The sequence below is a fragment of the Lacunimicrobium album genome (assembly GCF_052161635.1).
GTDB lineage: Bacteria > Planctomycetota > Planctomycetia > Planctomycetales > Planctomycetaceae > SXPC01.
Genome location: NZ_CP197413.1, coordinates 2,723,052 through 2,742,404 on the forward strand (window position 1 = coordinate 2,723,052; position 19,353 = coordinate 2,742,404).

The 19,353-nt window shown below is 53.2% G+C and carries 13 protein-coding genes; 8 read left to right on the forward strand and 5 right to left on the reverse strand.

Translation table 11 applies throughout. From position 1 onward, the window contains the following. Positions 1-208: 208 nt before the first annotated feature. Genes SH248x_RS10870 through SH248x_RS10885 form a run of 4 tightly spaced genes read left to right on the forward strand, consistent with a single transcriptional unit; the run spans position 209 to position 4,648 of the window. Positions 209-1,261 (forward strand): NAD-dependent epimerase/dehydratase family protein, encoded by a 1,053-nt coding sequence (locus SH248x_RS10870; protein WP_459554294.1) that lies wholly within the window; start codon positions 209-211, stop codon positions 1,259-1,261. 50 nt (positions 1,262-1,311) lie between these two features. Beyond that, positions 1,312-2,409 (forward strand): Rossmann-fold NAD(P)-binding domain-containing protein, encoded by a 1,098-nt coding sequence (locus SH248x_RS10875; protein ID WP_459554295.1) that lies wholly within the window; start codon positions 1,312-1,314, stop codon positions 2,407-2,409. A gap of 47 nt (positions 2,410-2,456) precedes the next feature. Continuing rightward, positions 2,457-3,299 carry a glycosyltransferase family 2 protein gene (locus SH248x_RS10880; protein ID WP_459554296.1) on the forward strand — a complete coding sequence of 281 codons (843 nt, stop codon included), beginning with the start codon at positions 2,457-2,459 and terminating at the stop codon, positions 3,297-3,299. Then, entirely contained in the window at positions 3,296-4,648 is a 1,353-nt protein-coding gene (locus SH248x_RS10885) for a hypothetical protein (RefSeq protein WP_459554297.1), read from the forward strand. Before SH248x_RS10880 ends, SH248x_RS10885 begins: the two co-directional genes overlap by 4 nt. A 67-nt stretch (positions 4,649-4,715) precedes the next feature. On the opposite strand, the gene SH248x_RS10890 is transcribed toward SH248x_RS10885, so the two are convergent. Beyond that, on the reverse strand, positions 4,716-5,054 hold the full coding sequence (locus SH248x_RS10890) for a hypothetical protein (protein ID WP_459554298.1): 339 nt from the start codon (positions 5,052-5,054) through the stop codon (positions 4,716-4,718). A 355-nt stretch (positions 5,055-5,409) separates the two neighbouring features. On the opposite strand from SH248x_RS10890, the gene SH248x_RS10895 reads away from it, so the two are divergent. From SH248x_RS10895 to SH248x_RS10910, 4 genes are all read left to right on the forward strand, one after another. Continuing rightward, on the forward strand, positions 5,410-7,233 hold the full coding sequence (locus SH248x_RS10895) for a phosphoenolpyruvate carboxykinase (GTP) (RefSeq protein WP_459554299.1): 1,824 nt from the start codon (positions 5,410-5,412) through the stop codon (positions 7,231-7,233). A gap of 174 nt (positions 7,234-7,407) precedes the next feature. Beyond that, positions 7,408-11,013 (forward strand): PAS domain-containing hybrid sensor histidine kinase/response regulator, encoded by a 3,606-nt coding sequence (locus SH248x_RS10900; RefSeq protein ID WP_459554300.1) that lies wholly within the window; start codon positions 7,408-7,410, stop codon positions 11,011-11,013. Between the two features lie 147 nt (positions 11,014-11,160). Further along, positions 11,161-12,105, forward strand: a complete 945-nt coding sequence (locus SH248x_RS10905) for a sulfurtransferase (RefSeq protein WP_459554301.1) — start codon at positions 11,161-11,163, stop codon at positions 12,103-12,105. A 10-nt stretch (positions 12,106-12,115) separates the two neighbouring features. Beyond that, on the forward strand, positions 12,116-13,072 hold the full coding sequence (locus tag SH248x_RS10910) for an inorganic phosphate transporter (protein WP_459554302.1): 957 nt from the start codon (positions 12,116-12,118) through the stop codon (positions 13,070-13,072). 33 nt (positions 13,073-13,105) lie between these two features. Here SH248x_RS10910 and SH248x_RS10915 read toward each other — a convergent pair whose 3' ends face one another. From SH248x_RS10915 to SH248x_RS10930, 4 genes are all read right to left on the reverse strand, one after another. Continuing rightward, a complete protein-coding gene (locus tag SH248x_RS10915; RefSeq protein WP_459554303.1) occupies positions 13,106-15,814 on the reverse strand; it encodes an alkaline phosphatase family protein in 2,709 nt (902 codons plus the stop codon). Between the two features lie 376 nt (positions 15,815-16,190). After that, the gene (locus SH248x_RS10920; protein WP_459554304.1) at positions 16,191-17,213 is read right to left on the reverse strand and encodes an HD domain-containing phosphohydrolase; all 1,023 of its coding nucleotides are present in this window, start codon (positions 17,211-17,213) and stop codon (positions 16,191-16,193) included. Continuing rightward, on the reverse strand, positions 17,210-17,635 hold the full coding sequence (locus SH248x_RS10925) for an Hpt domain-containing protein (protein ID WP_459554305.1): 426 nt from the start codon (positions 17,633-17,635) through the stop codon (positions 17,210-17,212). The genes SH248x_RS10920 and SH248x_RS10925 overlap by 4 nt, the downstream gene beginning before the upstream one ends. A gap of 512 nt (positions 17,636-18,147) precedes the next feature. Further along, positions 18,148-19,263 (reverse strand): hypothetical protein, encoded by a 1,116-nt coding sequence (locus SH248x_RS10930; RefSeq protein WP_459554306.1) that lies wholly within the window; start codon positions 19,261-19,263, stop codon positions 18,148-18,150. Positions 19,264-19,353 lie beyond the last annotated feature (90 nt).

Genomic DNA, 19,353 nt, shown 5'->3' on the forward strand with positions numbered 1-19,353 from the left:
CGAGGACGCGGTTTCGCTGCGCATTCTTTGCGCTATTTTGCTGGTAAGACGTCGTTTTCATGCAAACAAGTATCATCCACTTGAAAATCAAATGATGAGACGCGGCAGAATCTATCGCTGATTGCGTCCGTTACATCAGGGGACTAAGCTATTGGACGTGTGGTATTTTGATCATGAATCAACTCGACATTCTTAATGAACTCACTGTATGAAGCAGCTTCTAGTCACCGGCTCGTCAGGCCTGATCGGCTCGGAGGTCTGCCTGCATTTTGCTGCCGCTGGCTGGAAGATTCACGGCATTGACAACAATCAACGAGCCGTCTTTTTTGGTCCACAAGGCGATACCCGCTGGAACCAGCAGCGACTGGCTAATTCCATCCGTGAATTCGAGCACCATGAGATTGACATCCGCAATCGCGATCAGATTCTGAATTTCATCGCGACGCTGCGTCCCGATGCAATTGTCCATACAGCCGCCCAGCCGAGCCATGATCGTGCGGCGATGATTCCGTTTGATGATTTCGACACGAATGCGGTCGGCACTCTGAACCTTCTCGAAGCAGCGAGGCGCGCTTGTCCGGGTTCGCCGTTCGTACACATGTCAACGAACAAAGTTTACGGCGATCGTCCCAATTCCATTCCACTCAAAGAACTGGAAACGCGCTGGGAATATGACTCACCGGAGTACCAGACCGGGATCCCGGAAAGCATGAGCATCGATCAGTCCAAACACTCTTTGTTTGGAGCTTCAAAAGTCGCAGCCGATGTGATGGTTCAGGAGTACGGTCGATACTTCAATATGCCGACCTGCTCACTGCGAGGCGGATGTTTGACTGGACCGAATCATTCTGGGGTCGAGTTGCATGGCTTTCTCAGTTACCTGGTGAAATGCAACCTCGAAGGAAGGACCTATAACGTCTACGGGTACAAAGGCAAACAGGTTCGTGACAACATTCACAGTGAAGACGTGGCAAGATTTATCGCTGCGTTTATCGAGTCTCCCCGCTCTGGTGAGGTCTACAACATTGGAGGCGGACGCGCAAACAGCTGCAGTATCCTGGAAGCATTCCAGTTAGCGGAGAAGTTTTCCGGCCAGCCGATGCAGTACACCTATGTGGATGAACATAGAATCGGCGACCACATCTGTTATTATAGTGATCTGCGAAAAATGCGCGAGCACTATCCTGGCTGGAACATTACCGTTTCCCTGGAAGAGACAATCTCACAAATCACACAGGCCTGGAAACATCGCCAGACATAAACGCTCTCGTTCATTTCCTATCTTACCGGACTCAAGGTCGACAGAATCGCATGAGAGTTCTCATCACGGGCATCTGCGGTTTCGTTGGGTCGACTCTGGCCATGGAGCTAGCCAGGCAAAGTGGTATCTCCCAGATTATCGGCATCGATAATTTCAGCCGTGGCGGAAGTGAGACAAACCGGCGCCGGCTGCTTGATCAGGGGATCTCTGTCATTTCTGGCGATATCCGCAATGCCAGCGATGTCGATTCACTTCCTCAAGCGGACGTTGTCATCGATGCCGCTGCGAACCCGAGTGTTCTGGCGGGAGTCGATGGAAAAACAAGCAGTCGACAGTTGATCGAAAACAACCTCTTCGGCACGATCAATCTACTGGAATACTGCAAACGTCACTCGGCAGCCTTCACCTTGCTGTCCACCAGTCGCGTCTATTCCATTCCGAAACTGGCGCAGCTGAAGATGACGGTTAAAGAAGATGCCTTCGTCCCGGATTCAAACCAGGACTTTCCAGCAGGCATTTCAGCGAGTGGAGTGACGGAATCCTACAGCACGTCGCCGCCGGTCTCACTTTATGGCAGCTCCAAATTCGCCAGCGAGCACTTAGCAATCGAGTATGGCTTGTCGTTTGGCTTTCCTGTCTGGATTAATCGTTGTGGCGTATTGGCTGGCCCCGGACAATTCGGACACCCGGCTCAGGGCATTTTCGCATACTGGATTCATAGTTTCCGCGAAGGCAAGCCACTCCGCTATCTTGGCTTTGGTGGTTCGGGCTATCAGGTTCGAGACTGCCTGCACCCGCGTGATCTCGTTCCAATTCTCAACTTGCAGTTCGAGGAAGGACTGACTGAGAATAAGCCGTCGATTGTCAACATCTCTGGTGGTATTGAAAACTCCATGTCTCTGGCACAACTGACGTCATGGTGCTCTCAACGTTATCCTGATTCACCGACCGCGAAATTGCTTGCAGATTCGTGCAATGCAGGATCACCGAACCCGGATCGTCCGTTTGACATCCCGTGGATGGTTCTCGATTCTCGCCTTGCACAGCAAGCATGGGATTGGAAAGTCTCGACACCTGTCTGTGAAGTCCTCGAACAAATCGCCGATTTCGCAGACCAGCATCCGAATCACCTTCTGCTCAGTCACTAGTAACGACTCACAGCGATCAGATCCTTCAAGAAAATCCTCAACGCATCATGGCTCTTCGCACCCCTCATAAAAACGAACACGACGAGCAGATCAGACCTCAGCTGACAAGACTCTCGATTGTTATTCCCGCTCGTGACGAAGAAGGTTGTATTGCGTCGACCGTTGAGCATCTGCATCTTGAACTTCGCATGAACAGCATCCCTCATGAGATTGTTGTGGTCGATGACGGAAGTACGGACGCGACGTGGCAGATCCTGACGGACCTCACTGGGAAGATCAAAGAACTTGCTCCCGTACAGAATCTCGAGGACCACGGCTTCGGTCGCGCCATTGTCTATGGGATTAATCACTGCAAAGGGGACGCCGTCGTCATCATGATGGCCGATGAATCCGATGACTGTCGTGACGTCGTGCGATACTGGAAGCTGCTCAATGAGAATTTCGACTGTGTCTTTGGAAGTCGCTTCGTCAAAGGGGGTGGTGTGATCGACTATCCCTGGATCAAGCTTCGCCTGAACCGCATGGCGAACTTCTTCATCAAGACCATTTTTCGTATCAAGCTCAACGACACCACCAACGCCTTCAAGGCGTACCGCAAGACGACTCTGGATGGCTGTCGTCCGTTCCTGTCACCTCACTTTAACCTGACCGTCGAACTGCCACTCAAAGCCATCGTGCGCGGATACCGCTGGACGACGATTCCCATTACCTGGCGCAACCGCAGAACAGGCGTTGCGAAACTGAAGATCCGGGAGATGGGGAGCAGGTACTTCTTCATCGTGGCCTACGTCTGGCTGGAAAAGTACTTCAGCCGCGGCGACTACCTGCGCCGTCCTGCCGCGATGAAGCAAATGGAGGAAACAACATCCGGTCGAGATCCAATCACATGAGTAACGCGATTGAACATCGTGATGTCGTCAACGCAAAACCGTTGCCCTTGAGCCTTCAAATTCTCTTCTGGTTAATGGCCTGCATCCCGGTCGTTGTCCTGTTCGCGTTCTTCCTCAAGTTTACCGTCAATGCACCCTCGAGCGACGATTTCGATGCGATCCTCGGATTTCTCAATCGCTACTTTCCCGAGAACCGATGGAATGCATTCTTCTCACTGACTGAGCTTCACAACGAGCATCGCATCATCTTGACGCGATTCCTGGCGTGGTTGAATGCGCTCCTCTTTGGCAAAGTCTCGTTCACTGGATTGACGGTGATCGCGAATGCTTCCTTGTTATTGCTGGCTGGTGTGCTCATTCATCTGGGGCGAAAAGAGGGACTGAGAGATTTCTGGTTGATCCCTGTTCTGTGTCTGATTCTCGTCTGTCAGGATAGCAGCAACATGCTGATCGCGATGTTCGGTCTACAGAACCTAACCGTGCATGCCTTCGCAGCGGTTTCATTTCTGACATGGAATCGCTCCCGCTTCTGGATCGCCGTCTTTGGAATACTTGCCGTCTGCACGAGCTCCTGCGGGCTCTTGGTCTTTCCGATTCTGGCGACATATGAGATTTACTCGACGATCACCTCGGAGAAGAAAGGCCTATTGTCAGGCTTTCGCCAGGCAGTCACAACGAATGCTGCGTTTCCCCTGCTACTCTGCGTGTGTGTCTGGGGGCTTTATTTCTGGGGCTATCATTCGCCGCCACACCATCCCTCGCTTCTGACGGGATTAATGATTCCACACCGCTTTGCCCAGTACATCGTACTCCTCATGGGCACGCCTCTCAGCCAGTTCGGGCATCCCATGACGCATGTCATAGGAGTGAGCTTTCTGTGCCTGATGTGCACTGTCCTGTGGAAATCAGACTGGCGCAAGCATTCCACGCTGATCTGTCTGATCTTCTTCGAACTCGGAACGATGTTCATCATTGCCTCGGCTCGCTGCGGGTTCGGCTCAGGCCATCCTTATAACACGCGCTATCGTATCATCGCGCTCACACTCTGGGCCTGCACTTATCTCCTGGCCGCAGACTTGTTACGCCAGCGTTTGACGTCGGTTCGATTTCACACGGTTGGCATCTGGATGGCGAGCCTGGCGATTGCTTTCAATCTGCTGACGGCGGGATATTCGATCCCTGGCTTTCAGTTGTTAAGCCAGTCGATGAGTGAGCAACTTACACCTCAGCAAGCCAACTTGCGGACGATTGAAGGCAGCGAGCATTTCTACGAAGTCGCCATCGAGTCGCAGTCAAAAGGACTTTTCCATTGGCAGTACCTGCGACAATCAGACCCAACACCGCAATGATGTTTCATGAAGCACAAAAAGGCAGTGAGATGCACTCACTGCCTTTGAACGCAGAATGACTTCAGATTTAGCTTTCGACTGACTCTGTCTTCACGGATTTCTGTGCCTTCTTATTCTGCTTATTCCCCTTCGGAGCTTTCTTCGGAAACGGCAGGGCATGAACCCGCTGAGCCCACTCGCGCCATTGCTGGGTCAGTTCTTTGACTTTCTCTGGCTGCTCGCTGGCAAGATTATGCTGCTCCGTGCGATCCTTGCTGACATCGAAAAGTTCCCAGGCATTCTGTCTGGCAGCACGGATAAGTTTCAGATTCCCTGACGCAGGGCGACAAGTATCATGATGATATTTGGTTTTGAGGCGGGCACTCTCGCCCAGGCGGATGATCCGAGATTGAATAATAACAAACATAAAACTCGAACCATCAGAGCGACTTTCTTTTTGGGACTCCTGATCAACCAAGCACTCGACTCTGTGGTCAGATTTCTCACATCAATCAAATACCGTCACGTTGATCCGATCTCCTAAAACTTTGACGAGAACAGTCCGCGTATTATCCTAACGACGCAAATCACGCATTTCTTTCAACTTTCCTGTCATTCAATAGTTTTCAAGTCACGTCGATCCCGCATCGCGAACGCTGATCTGCTGGAAGGCGGAAGAGACATTTCGACGCGATGAGTGTATCCTCAATACTTCTATTTCCAACCTCGTCCTCACCAGAAGCATTCACTGGCGGGCATCACATAAAAAAGACCTAAGAACTATGTCGATCGATACAACAACGCCACTCAGCCAGAACGTCCACCTGCAACGCTGGGTCAAAAAAATGGCCGCCCTTTGCAAACCTGATGCGATCCACTGGGTCGATGGTTCGCAGGAAGAATACGAACAACTCTGCGAGCAGCTCGTCGAAGCGGGCACGTTCACCAAGCTAAACCAGGAGAAATGGCCCGGCTGTTATCTCGCTCGTTCTGATGCCAATGATGTCGCCCGCGTCGAAGACCGCACCTACATTTGCTCTGCCTCAAAAGAAGCGGCGGGAGAGACCAATAACTGGGTCAACCCATTCGAGATGAAAAAGAAGCTCCGCGGCCTCTTCAGTGGCTGCATGAAGGGGCGGACGATGTATGTCCTGGCTTTCAGCATGGGGCCACTCGATTCTCCGATGTCGAAGATCGGAGTTCAGCTGACCGATTCCCCGTATGTCGTCGTCAACATGCGGATCATGGCCCGGATTGGAGCGGATGTCTTCAAGAAGATCGACGAATCGGAAATCCGCGTCGTCCCCTGTATGCATACCGTCGGCGCTCCGCTCAAGCCGGGTGAGAAGGATGTCCCCTGGCCATGCAATGAGGAAAAGTACATCGTCCACTTTCCCGAGACTCGTGAGGTCTGGAGCTACGGTTCTGGTTACGGCGGGAACGCGCTACTGGGCAAGAAATGCTTCGCGCTGCGGATCGCCTCCGCGATGGCCCGCGACGAAGGCTGGATGGCTGAGCACATGCTCATTCTGGGGGTCGAAGACCCGACGGGCAAGAAGACGTATGTCGCAGCCGCCTTTCCAAGTGCCTGCGGGAAGACCAACTTCGCGATGCTGATTCCTCCCAAGAACTTCTCCGAAAAAGGGTGGAAAATCTGGACGGTGGGTGACGACATCGCCTGGATCAAACCAGGCCCCGATGGACGTCTCTATGCGATCAATCCGGAAGCGGGCTTCTTCGGAGTCGCCCCTGGCACGAGTACGAAGACCAACGCCAACGCCATGGCGTCGCTTCGCAAGAACACCATTTTTACCAACGTCGCGCTGACTCCCGATGGGAGCGTCTGGTGGGAAGGCATGACCGACGAGCCACCAGCCCAAGCCATCGACTGGCAAGGCAAAACCTGGACTCCCGAGATCGGCAAACAGACTGGCGCCAAAGCGGCTCACCCCAACTCTCGCTTCACCGCACCTGCGTCTCAATGCCCGACCATCGATCCCGACTGGCAGAAGCCCGAAGGCGTTCCGATCAGCGCCATCATCTTCGGCGGTCGTCGCTCGACGACGATGCCGCTCGTTTACCAGGCCTTCAACTGGAGCTGTGGAGTCTACATCGGCGCAACGATGGGCAGCGAGATGACCGCAGCAGCCGCCGGTACGATCGGCAAGGTCCGACGAGACCCGATGGCGATGCTTCCTTTCTGTGGCTACAACATGGGCGATTACTTCCGACACTGGCTTTTGATGCAGCGTACATTGAGCACAACGCCCCGCATCTTCCACGTCAACTGGTTCCGCAAAGGCGAGGACGGCAAATTCCTCTGGCCAGGTTTCGGCGAAAACATGCGCGTCCTTAAGTGGATCGTTGATCGCGCCAACGGTCACGGCGTCGCCAAGGAAACACCCATCGGCTGGGTTCCAGGTTACGATGACATCGACTGGACCGGTCTCGACTTCCCGGAAGAGAGTTTCGACGAGTTGCAACGCTTTGATCGCGATGCCTGGAGACGCGAGGTTTTGCTCCACGAGGAACTTTTCCTCGACCTGAAAAGTCACCTTCCCAAAGAGCTCATTTACGAACGCGAACTTCTCATCTGCCGCATGTGAGACAATACGCACATTGCGTCTGATCGAATCTGCTGTTCCCCCAATTGAACTCTTCCAATTGGACGGACCACGTTTAATAATCGCCTGTTCTAATCCTCAACGATTCGACAGGCGATTTTGCACGCCCAAAGAGTGCGACCTTCGGGTCTCCATCCGCAGCGTCACACAGAAACTATGAAGTCCATACAAGAGCTAGAAAACGAGAACAAGCACCTCAAGCACGTCCTTGAGGAACTTGTTCGACTCTCCGATCTCTCCTCGCAGTGGGGTAGTCTCGAACCCGACCAGCTCGCAGCGAGCCTGGCAGATGCGATGATCAAGGCGATCGATCTCGATCTGGTCAGCGTCGTGCTGCGCCGTCATTCTGGTCATGATCCGATTCACGTCATCCGCACCCTCGGTCAGGCTCTCGCCCCGAAGGACGAGACGACTCTCCAGAAGGAGATCGACGGGAAACTCACGTCGAGCTCAGACGGATCGACGTTTCGTTTCGATCATCCACTCATCGGTCGTTCTCTTCATGCCACCGTTGTCCGTTTCGGCGATGGTCCGATCAGCGGTTCGATCACCGCCTTTTCTCAACGGTCCAATTTCCCCGCAGACACCGAGCGACTTCTTTTACAGAACGCCTCCCACCAGGCGGAACTGATTCTCCAGCGCTGGCAGGCTGAACACGATCTCCAGCGAGAACGAGACCTCCTGGGCGTGACACTGGAGAGCATCGGCGATGCCGTCATCACGACCGACGTGCAGGGCAGGGTGACCTTCCTCAATGCCGTTGCCCAAGCACTCACCGGCTGGTCCTTGAATGATGCCTTGAATCAGCCGCTGACGTCGATCTTTCCCATTATCAATGAACACTCGCGACAACCTGTTGCCAATCCGATGGAGCGAGTTCTCCGCGAGGGAATCATTGTCGGCCTTGCTAATCACACTCTACTGATCGCCAGAGACGGAACCGAGCGACCAATTGACGATAGCGCTGCTCCTATCCGCGATTCCAACGGGCAGCTCATCGGAGCCGTTCTTGTCTTCCGTGATGTGACCGAACAGAAAAAAGCTGAACGCGCACTTCATGAAAGCGAAGAACGCTATCGACTGATCGGCGAAGTCGCCAACGACGCCATCTGGGACTGGGATCTCGTCACGAACCATGTCCTCTGGAATCAGGGCATTCGTTCACGCTTCGGCTACAAATCCGAAGATGTCGATCCCGATGCAGTCTGGTGGGTCAATCACATTCATCCGGATGATCGCGATCGCATCGTCCATAATATCCATGAAGTCATCGACGGGACCGAAGAGTTCTGGTCCGACGAATACCGCTTTCTGAATGCAGACGGAAGTTCCTCGGAAGTCCTCGACCGGGGACGGATTCTTCGTGATCACGACGGCCGACCTCTCCGCATGATCGGGTCCATGCTCGACCTGACGGAGCGCAAACTCACAGAACACATCATCAAGCAAAAGGAAGAACGATATCGAAGTCTGTTTGAATCGATGGATGAAGGCTATTGCATCATCGAAATGATTTTCGACGAGGATGGTCGTCCTGCCGATTATCTGTTCCTGGAAGTGAATCAGGCGTTTGAAAAACATACCGGACTTCACAATGCGGCCGGTCAGCGGATGCGTGATCTGATTCCCGATCACGACGACAGCTGGTTCGAGATTTACGGCAAAGTCGCAACGACTGGTGAACCGATCCGTTTCACCAACGAAGCGACGATCATGCAGAAGTGGTTTAACCTGTATGCATTTCGTGTTGGCGGGCCAGAAAGCCGTCAAGTTGCCGTCCTGTTTAACAACGTCACTGACCAAATCAAAGGCGAACTGGAACGGGAACGTTTGCTGAAACTGGTCGATCATGAGCGCGAACGCCTTGATTTGGTCTTCCAGCATGCCCCCTCGTTCATGTGCGTCACAAGCGGCCCGGACCATGTTTTCGAGAGGGCAAACCATCAATACATGAGTCTCGTCGGCCATCGGGACATCGCTGGCAAAACAGTCTACGACGCCCTGCCAGAAATTCGCGAACAGGGCTTTATCGAACTTCTTGATCGAGTCTATGCGACTGGTGAAGCATTTCTCGGCACGAACATGCGTGTCGATCTTCAGCGGGCCTCCGACCTGCCAAATGAAATCCGCTACGTCGATTTTGTTTATCAGGCACTTCGCAACGCAGAGGGTCAGATCACCGGTGTTCTGACTCAGGGAATCGACCTGACGGAACGCAAACGTGCCGAAGCCGCCCTGCTTGAAAACGAACAACGCTTCCGCGATTTGATCGCTCAAGTCGAAGATTACGCCATCTTTCTGACCGATGTAAACGGTCGCCCTACCAGTTGGAACGAAGGGGTTCGTCACGTCCTGGGATTTGAGGAGAAAGAGTTTCTCAATATCGACATCACGACGACGATCTTCACTCCCGAAGATATCGCCCAAGGCGTCGCTGACGCTGAATTGCAGACCGCCAAAGATTCCGGAACGGCTAATGATGATCGATGGATGATGCGAAAGGACAAACGTCGGTTCTTTGCGTCCGGGATCACAAAATCCCTTCGCGATGAGTCGGGACGATTGATCGGCTTCATGAAAGTGATGCGAGATCAAACCAGACAAAAAGAAATGGAAGACGATCTCCGCAGAGTCGCTGCAGACTTGTCGAACGCTAACCGTCGCAAAGATGAGTTTCTCGCCACTCTAGCGCATGAACTCCGCAACCCGCTCGCGCCCATCCGCACTGGTCTCGAACTCCTGCGCATGGCAGGGGATGACCAGGTCATGTTTGAATCTGTCCGTCTTTCAATGGAAGAGCAGACTCAGCAGCTTGTCCGACTCGTCGACGATTTGCTGGATATGTCCCGCATTACCAGTGGCAAAGTCACGCTGAGAAAAGAACGCGTCGAACTCGCTGCCATCGTCAAAAGCGCAGTCGAAGCCACTCGCGCTGAAGTCCAGCAGTTCGGCCATCATCTCACCATTACTCTGCCTTCCGACGAAATCCACCTTTTTGGTGATCCAACCCGCCTCACACAGATCCTCTCTAACCTTTTGACCAACGCCATCCGCTACACGCCGCCCGGCGGTAAGATCAAAATCGCTGCAGACCAGGAAGGTCAGAATGTCTTCCTTTCGGTCACCGATAACGGCACTGGCATTCCGCTCGACATGCAGGATCGCATCTTCGACATGTTCACTCAGATTGAACGCTCCGTCGAACAGACAAACAGCGGCCTGGGCATCGGCCTGACGCTCGTGAAACGCCTCGTCGAAATGCACGATGGTGAAGTCGAAGTCACAAGCGAAGGCGAGCACAAGGGAAGTACGTTTCGCATCATTCTCCCTGTCTTGGCTGGACCTTCCAGCGAGAACGAGAAGGCCCGTAAAACGGAAGAACAATCGATCGAAGACAGCCGACGCGTGCTCGTCGTCGACGACAACAAATCCGCAGCGACGATGCTCGCCATGGTCGTCAAGATGTTCGGCCAGGAAGTCAGAATCGCTCACGATGGATTGGAAGCAGTCCAGACAGCCGCCGAGTTCCAACCTCACGTCGTTCTCATGGACATCGGCATGCCCCGACTCAATGGCTACGAAGCCGCACGCCAGATGCGTCAACAAGCCTGGGGCAAAGACATCCTGCTTGTGGCTCTCACCGGCTGGGGACAGGATGAAGACAAAAAACGCACCAAGGAAGCCGGCTTCGATCACCACCTGACCAAGCCCGCCGAACCTTCGGAAATCCGCAAACTGCTCGCCAGCTATAAGTCGCGCTAAAACGCCGGCCGTACTATGCTTTTCAAAAGCACTTACGAAGAAGTACACATGTACGCTGGGAAGACTCTCATATTCGTAGTAACATGAGAATGTCGATCTCGCGAGAGAAAGACCAGAATTCTCATAGTCATGCGAAGGATCAGCGGAATGGTGATGTTGAAGTCGTCCAAGAGTTTGAGCAGAGCATTTTTCGTCGCGTTGCTTGTTCTTCCTTCCAGCGGAATATTCGCAGCTGACATCAATATCATCTCACCTCAAGACGCCTACGAACTCATCGAGTCAACCGAGCCGTCCAAACGTCCTCTCGTCATCGATACTCGCGGCGGCTACAAAGACTACTTTCGTGGCCATCTCCCAACGGCTCATCATCTGAATTTCGACACGCTTCGCGGCACTGACCAGGGCGTTCCAGTTCAGTACCTGCCAGACGACATCACGAAAGCCCTGCTGCTCCGCGCGGGCGTCGATAAAGATCGGACGCACATCCTCTATGCAACGGGCGAAAAGCTCCCTAACGACGAAATTCTCAGCGCCAGTATGGTGGCATTCGTTTTAGAGAAATACGGCGTTAAAGACATTCGCATCGTCGATGGCGGGATCCCGGAATGGAAGGCTGAAAAGCTGCCGGTGACACAGGAATACTTCGGTAATCCTCCTGGCCATCTTCCAGAAAAGACTGCGCCGGAAATTGCCTTCACCTTGGAAGATGTCCTCGCGAATAAAGACAAGCCAGACTTCGTACTCGTCGATGCCCGTCCTCACAATGAGTATCTCGGCGACGATGATATCTGGGTTCGCAAAGGACATATCCCCGGCGCCATCAGCTTCCACTGGGCCAGGTTGATGGAAGATGAGAACACACACAAGTTCCGCCCTTACTCCGAAACGAAAGCATCGCTCGAAGCAGCAGGCGTGACTCCAGACAAGCAAATCATCGTCTACTGTGGCACTTCTCGCGAAGGGAGTCTCCTCCGCTTCTACCTCAAGCATGTCGCCAAGTATCCCAACGTCCGACTCTATGAAGGCTCATGGAAAGAATACGCTTCGCTCAAGCAGTATCCGGCTGAGTTGAAAGAAAACATCGCCAAGTGAGCCAAGAGTCATGATCGTTGTCCTCCTCTTTATCGCCGCTGCTTGTGTCGCATTCACCAACGGCGCCAACGCCAACTTCAAAGGCGTGGCGTCCCTGTATGGCAGCGGCATAACAACACTGCGTCAGGCACTCCTGTGGGGAACAGCGACGACATTCGCTGGATCAATTGCAGCTGCTTTTCTGGCAGGTGACCTCATCAAGTCATTCGGCGGCAAAGGCATTGTTCCCGATACCCTGGCCGACTCGCCTCACTTCACCTGTGCCGTTGCAGTTGGCGGCGCATTGACAAGTTTCCTCGCCACACGCCTCGGCTTTCCCGTCTCGACAACCCATGCGCTCGTCGGCGCCATCGTCGGAGCCGGACTGGCTGGCAGCGGGACCAACATTCAATTCGCGGCCCTGGGCAAGGCATTTCTGTATCCGCTCTTCTTCAGCCCCGTCGTTGCAGCCTTTCTCGGCGCGATTGCCTACCTCACCCTTCGCGTCCTTAGACTCGCCCCTGATCATCGCACACGCACACTCGATGTTCTTCACTTCCTCAGTGCCGGCGCTGCCAGCTTTGCCCGTGGTCTTAACGACACTCCGAAAATGGTCGCTCTCATGGTCGCAGTCCCCGGACTTTCGCTTCACTGGGCGTTCGGAATCATTGCCGTCACGATCGCCATCGGCGCCCTTCTTGATGCCGATAATGTGGCGGAAACTCTCGGCAAAAAAATCACTGCGATGAATCCAGGCCAGGGCTTCGCTGCCTCGCTGGTCACCGCAGGTCTGGTAACAACTGCCAGCCTTCACAGCCTCCCCGTCAGTACGACCCACGTCAGCGTCGGATCCCTCATCGGTATGGGCTTGACGACAAGGAAAGCCCATTGGAAGAAGATCGGCGAAGTCCTGCTGGCGTGGGTGAGCACCGTCCCGTGCGGCGCACTGCTGGGAGCGGTGGCTTATTTCATCGTGTCGCGGATTTAATCCGATCGCTTGATCGCGCCTGACGCCAACAACTCATTCACTCCCTTGACGAGACTTCGCCTCATCGGGAGAGTAGCCTGGATCTCCTGCATCCGCTGGCAGCGTCTTGTTCCATGCAAACACAGCCGCTTTGAGCCGAGCAGCGACATCCGCATGATTCTCAACGACGTTCTTCGTTTCCTGCGGGTCAGCCAGCAGATCAAACAACTGGGGCTCGCTGCCATCGTAATTGATCGTGTACTTCCATTGACCGTCTCTGACCGCTAGGTCCGGGTTGTCGTTCCCTTTCTCTCCGGGACGGTCAGGAGGGCGACGAAAGAAGATCGGTGCACGCCGGCTTCCAGACGACTTGCCAGTCAGCACATCACTGACATCTTCGCCATCAAGAGCCTGATCACTCGGGATCGCAATGTTGGCGATCGAGTACAGCGACCGATTGATGTCGATCGAACTGAAAACAGAAGTATCATTCGTCTTGCCGGCCGCCCCTTCAGCCATCATGCCAGGTCCCCAGGTGATCAGCGAAGAACGAATTCCGCCTTCATACAACCATCCCTTGCTGCCACGAAGCTCTGCACTCATCCCAGCCCCCGCTTCTGGACCATTGTCAGAACAGCAGACGATGAAGGTATTGTCGCGAAGCTGTTCGTCATTTCGAATTCGATCAAATAACGGTGCCAGTTGCTCATCCATCGTGTCGAGGACCGATTGATACAACGCACGCTTATTTTTCCCCCAACGCGCAACAGGCGGGAAGAACGGCGAGTGAACATCATCCGGCCAGACGTTCACATAGAAAGGTCGATCAAGGGCCTGAGCCTCGTCGATAAATTCGATCGCGTTGTTGACGAAACCAGAGGTAATTTCTGAACGCTGCATCCATGTGACAGGACCGCCAATATTGACGGCGTCTTCCCAGATGCGTCCTGGCTCGGTGGAATCAGGTGTCAGAGTCAACGGCAGCAGTTTGGGCCCTTTGCCCTCAAAGTTCGTCAGGCTGCGATCAAAGCCATAGTTCAGAATCGGCGGAGCATTATGGACATCTCGCTGCCCCCCCATATGCCATTTGCCAAAGTGGCCCGTTGCATAGCCGCTTTGCTGGAATGACTTGGCGATCACAGGAGCAGCCACAGGCAGCCATTGAGCCATCCCCCGCGTGTTATTGCTTTTTCGATTATTGAGAAAGGAAGTGATCCGCCATCGCTGAGGATATTGACCCGTCGCGAGCGCAACACGCGATGGTGAGCAGATCGGTGAATTGACATAAAACTGCGTGAACTTGATTCCCTCAGAAGCGAGCCGATCAATATTCTCAGTCTTGACGGCATCACCTCCAAAGCAGGACAAGTCCGACCATCCCATGTCATCAATAAGGACGACGATGATGTTCGGCTTCGATGACTTGGCAATCTTCTTGGGCGTTCCAAAAATCTGTTTGGGATCTTTCGTCTGGGTCATCCATTGATCAAGCTGCTTTTGCATCGAGACCAGACGATCTGCATGAGCCCCTTCTTTTGCCAGGTTCTTTTGTTCCCACGGATCCTCGGACAAGTTGTAAAGCTCGTCAGCAGGACGTTCCTGATAAGCCTTCACCAGATGCTTGGCGCGAGGATCGTCCATCGCAGAAGTCAGCCAGCTTTCCCAGTAACCGCTGTCGTCGGCGTTCTTCGTGACGTGTGTCGTATAAAGAAACTCGGGATGAAGATTGCGAATATATTTCCAACCATCAGCGGTCTTGATCGATCGAATCGGGTAGACATTGAAGTCGCCGTCGCCACTGTGTGTCGTCAGGATCTGATCACGATGCGTCTGCGTCTTTCCAAGTAGCACGGGCAGGAAAGAGCGTCCATCGATCTGATCTCCCGCCTGACCTCCAGCCATCTCGACGAGCGTCGGCAGGATATCAATCCAGGAAACCATCGCCGACGTGCGACTGCCTGGCTGAATATGTCCTTTCCAACTCACAATCAACGGCGTGCGAATCCCGTCGTCATAAAGATTCCATTTCCCGAATGGCCACTGAGCACCATGATCGCTGGTATGCAGAAAGGCGACATCTTCGCCCAGCTTTTCTCTGGCAAGATCATAGACCTGCCCCAGCTCATCATCCATGTTCTTGACCGCAGCGACGTAGCGGGCACGCCAGCCTCGAGTCGTTTCATTGTCAACGTGATTCGGCGGCATCTTGAGAGACGATGGGTCGAGATCACCAGCCTCTTTCGGCCAGGGGACGTGAGGCCAGTTGGTCCCGACAAACAGGCAGAGAGGCTTGTCACTGGTTCGTCCTTGAAGCCACTTCAAAGCCTCGGGAACAGCAGTGTCTTCGTGATAGTTGAAGTGACGTGCGATATCGAACCCGTACTCGGTCGTTTGTTTGTAATGCCCGACTTTTCCAAACGAGACAACTTCGTATCCCAACGCATGCAGATAGGCAGGAAGTTTTTTAATGTCGGCTCGAGGTCGCGAATGATTCGGCTCGGCACCATTCTTCGCCGGGTACATGCCCGTCAACATAGCCGCACGACTCGGCGCACACGATGGTGAAGCAACGTACGCCTGATCGAACGTCATTCCATCCGCAGCCAGCCTCGCCATATTCGGCGTCTTGATATCTGGCGATCCGTAAACCGACGAGTCACGCAGCGTATGATCGTCAGACAGAAACACAACGATATTCGGCTGCTTGGCAAACAACTGATTCGCAGACACCAAAAGCAGGAAAACGACAATAAGACGCATCATTCAGCTCTTCCAGACAAAGTAACGTCATCACCGAGACGTGATGAGAATCCCAAAGACATCCATTAAACATTGCCAATATAACGATGGGTATCGCTGACTGCGAGTCAAAGATGCAATTGTATTTTCTTGCCATTCTGGCAAACACTATCGTGCCCAGAATCGTTCTCCAGGCGCAAGTCCCATTGGTAGTTGTGGAACAAAGTGGACACCCGCAGAAGAGGAGGGCATCTCGTTCTGATCGATTGGTCAGCAGACCAGCATGGAATCTGACACAGACCAGATGAGCGTAATTTTCTTGCTCACCCGTTTTCGTTTCTTACCCAAAGCGTCAACCAAGATCACTGCGTCATGACTTGCTCGTCCGTATGCCAAAAGATTAAGCCATCACAGTGCGGCTTGTTTCACAATTCAACTGGTTTTTGATTTCCAAAAAGCGATCCTGACAACTAAGAAATGCACGCACGATGCGTGGATCGAAGTGAGTCCCGCTATCACGCGTAATAATTTCGACGGCGGTTTCGTGGCTATAGGCGTCTTTGTAAACGCGAACACTCGTGAGCGCGTCATAGACGTCCGCAACAGCAGTGATGCGGCCACACAGCGGAATCTCATCACCAACGAGGCGGTTGGGATAGCCTTTCCCGTCATACCGCTCATGGTGGGTCAGCGCGATGTCGATCGCCATTTTCAAATAACCAGCAGAAGGGTAGCAGGTCGCTACTTCGGCCAACGTCTGAGCACCAAGCGTCGTGTGAGTTTTCATGACCTCAAACTCTTCTGTCGTCAGGCGACCTGGCTTGAGAAGAACGGAGTCAGCAATCGCGACCTTGCCAATATCGTGCAATGGGCTGGTCAAATACAACAGCTTTACGTACTCGCCGTCAATGATGTCGTGAAACTCGACTTGCTTGGACAGTTCTTCAGCAAGGATCTTCACGTAAGTACGAATCCGCTCGAGGTGATCGCCCGTTTCTTTATCACGCGATTCCGCCAGCTTCGCGAGCGAGAAGATCGTCATCTCGCGACTTTCCAGACTGATGATCCGCTCGCCAGCTCGAATCCGAACAATCAGTTCCGCGGGATTGAATGGCTTGGTCAGGAAGTCATCCGCACCGGATTCCAGGCCCTGGACGACACCTTCCATGGATGAAAAAGATGTCAACAGAATGACGTAAATATAGTTATCAAGTCCACGATCACGAATTTCTTTACAGAGTTCGAGCCCCGTCTTACCCGGCATCTGCCAGTCAGAAATGAAAATGCGATAGTCACCGGTACGCAGCAGACTCGAGGCTTCAATGCCATCACAGGCTGATGTCACGTCGTAGCCAAACGCTTCCAACGTGTTGGTCAGCATATCGATGGTATTGGGATCGTCGTCTGCGATAAGGATTTTCATCGTGGCTGTCGCTTTGGAAGGCAGGAGAGCTTCGGGTCTGGTTCGCTGGTGGCGACTCTCTGAATCAGGTCGGGCAGTTGTTCTTGTAGCAGCTTGTTGTTTTGTTTGAGGTCCGCGAGGGCACCAATGGCAATCGGCAGCTGCGATTCACGACAGGCATCTTCAATCGATGCCGAGTTCTCGCGAATCAGATTTGCTCCCAGATTGGCTGCCTCACCTTTCAGACGGTGCGCAAGTAGACTCGCCTCTTCGAGTTGAAGCTCGGAGAGGGCCTTTTCAATCTTGATCTCAAGTTCGCTGGTACTGATCTGGAAACGCTCGATGAGTCGTCGAGCAAGTTCGCGATTCCCCAGGCAACGTGACAGCAACTGAGGCACGGCAATCGACTGCAACGACTCGACCGCTTTTGTGCTGATACGCACAGCGTCGCTTGGTGAGTCACCATCGCGAGTTTTCGAATCAGTTGGATGAAATAAAAAGTTGACCACGACGCACCATTTTCTGCTGGCCGACACGAAAACCACTCAGACCTGGCTTTGATGGACGCATCGGACTCAACGTGATGTTGTTTTCTTTTGTGCCGTTGTCTTGGAACAGTAACGACTTCCGCCCAGAACACTAGTGAGCATTCCGTTCAGATCATTAAGACAATCCGGACAAGGCGGCACATTAAAACCGTACGACACAAAGTTCATGCGACAGTCTCAACGATGTCGTCATCCGTCGAAAAACGTGGTTTCCATGAGACGCAAAATCATCCAAACGGTTAATCTGCCTAAGTCTCACAAACGTCATGATCGTTATTAAACATCCAGTGTGATCCTGTTGAAGAAGGACTCTCAACGAAATAGGGCACAGCAAGTTACAAAACTCGCTGTGCCCTGAATTCAAAAGTCATTTGAGACGAACGCTGATTTCTCAACGTCCCGAAGCCTTAACCTTCTGTCAGTTCGACATCTTCCTCGGAGAGTTCCGAATCCACATTGGGAATGTGTGGACCACGGAGTCCTTCCGCAGCATGAAAGCGGTTGCGTGCAATCGCAGGTTCACGAGCGATGAAGTTCATAATGACACCGCTGCTGTCGCGGAACATTTCCATCTCGTCGACATTGTAGCCGGCGTCTGCAAACAGCTTGCGACAGTCACCTTCGGTTCGCTGATAGAAATACCAGTCAACGTGCCACTGGTACTCAGCAGGGTAGTACTTCAGGAAATCCTTGAACGCAACATAGACCACGCCATTCTCGCCGACCGTTTCTCGCCACCCATTGAGCATACGGATCATGTAGCGATCAGGAATGTAATCACACAGCCCGACGCTGTAGATCATGTCGACTTCGCCGAAACGCTCGATGTTCTTCTGAGAAGATGTCATCTTCAGGGCGTTATAATTGACGCAGTTGAGGTCGAGCGAGCTGGCATTCTCTGCTGAAACGTTTTCACGCAGAAATTCCATGGCAGTATCGTCTGAGTCGACGCAAGTCAGCGTCATTCCCTCAGGAGCCACGAAATCGTGTGTATATTCGCGCCCCGGGCCGCACGCAACGTTCAGGACAGAAAAGCGAGCTGATCGGCTGGCTGCTTCTTCCTGAATGAACTGCTTGACATTCGCCAGACGAGTACAGACGCCTCGAGCCAGATCCGTATTCAGGAAATACAGATCCAGATACCCGCCAATGCCCGTCGACTTGGTCTGGCCATCATAGATGGAAGAGAGCATCAGATAGTCGCCCGGATAGCCACGAGGTTTGACCTTGGCTCGCTGCATGAACCAGCTCTGGTCGAACCACGGTGCAATCGCATCACGGAACCTGCTTTGCATCTCCTTCAATAAGTCGGTATTCGACCCGATCGCAATTTCAGCCGCCTCGCAGGCATCGCGTGAGCGATGGAACGCCACCGTCAACTCCCGGAGAAATTCGTCATCTTGAGGAATTTGACCAGCGGGGATACGACGCTCAAGGCTTGCAAGGGCATCAGTAAATGCTCTCACATCGACGGAGAGAAAGCTGTCAATGTCGAACTCGTCCGTCTGCATAAACTCTCCCATGAACACTGCACCTTTCGTGAATAACAAGATGTCTCAGATATGCAAATAATGATGGTCGTATAGATTGGGCACATTCTTCTGATTGTCAAC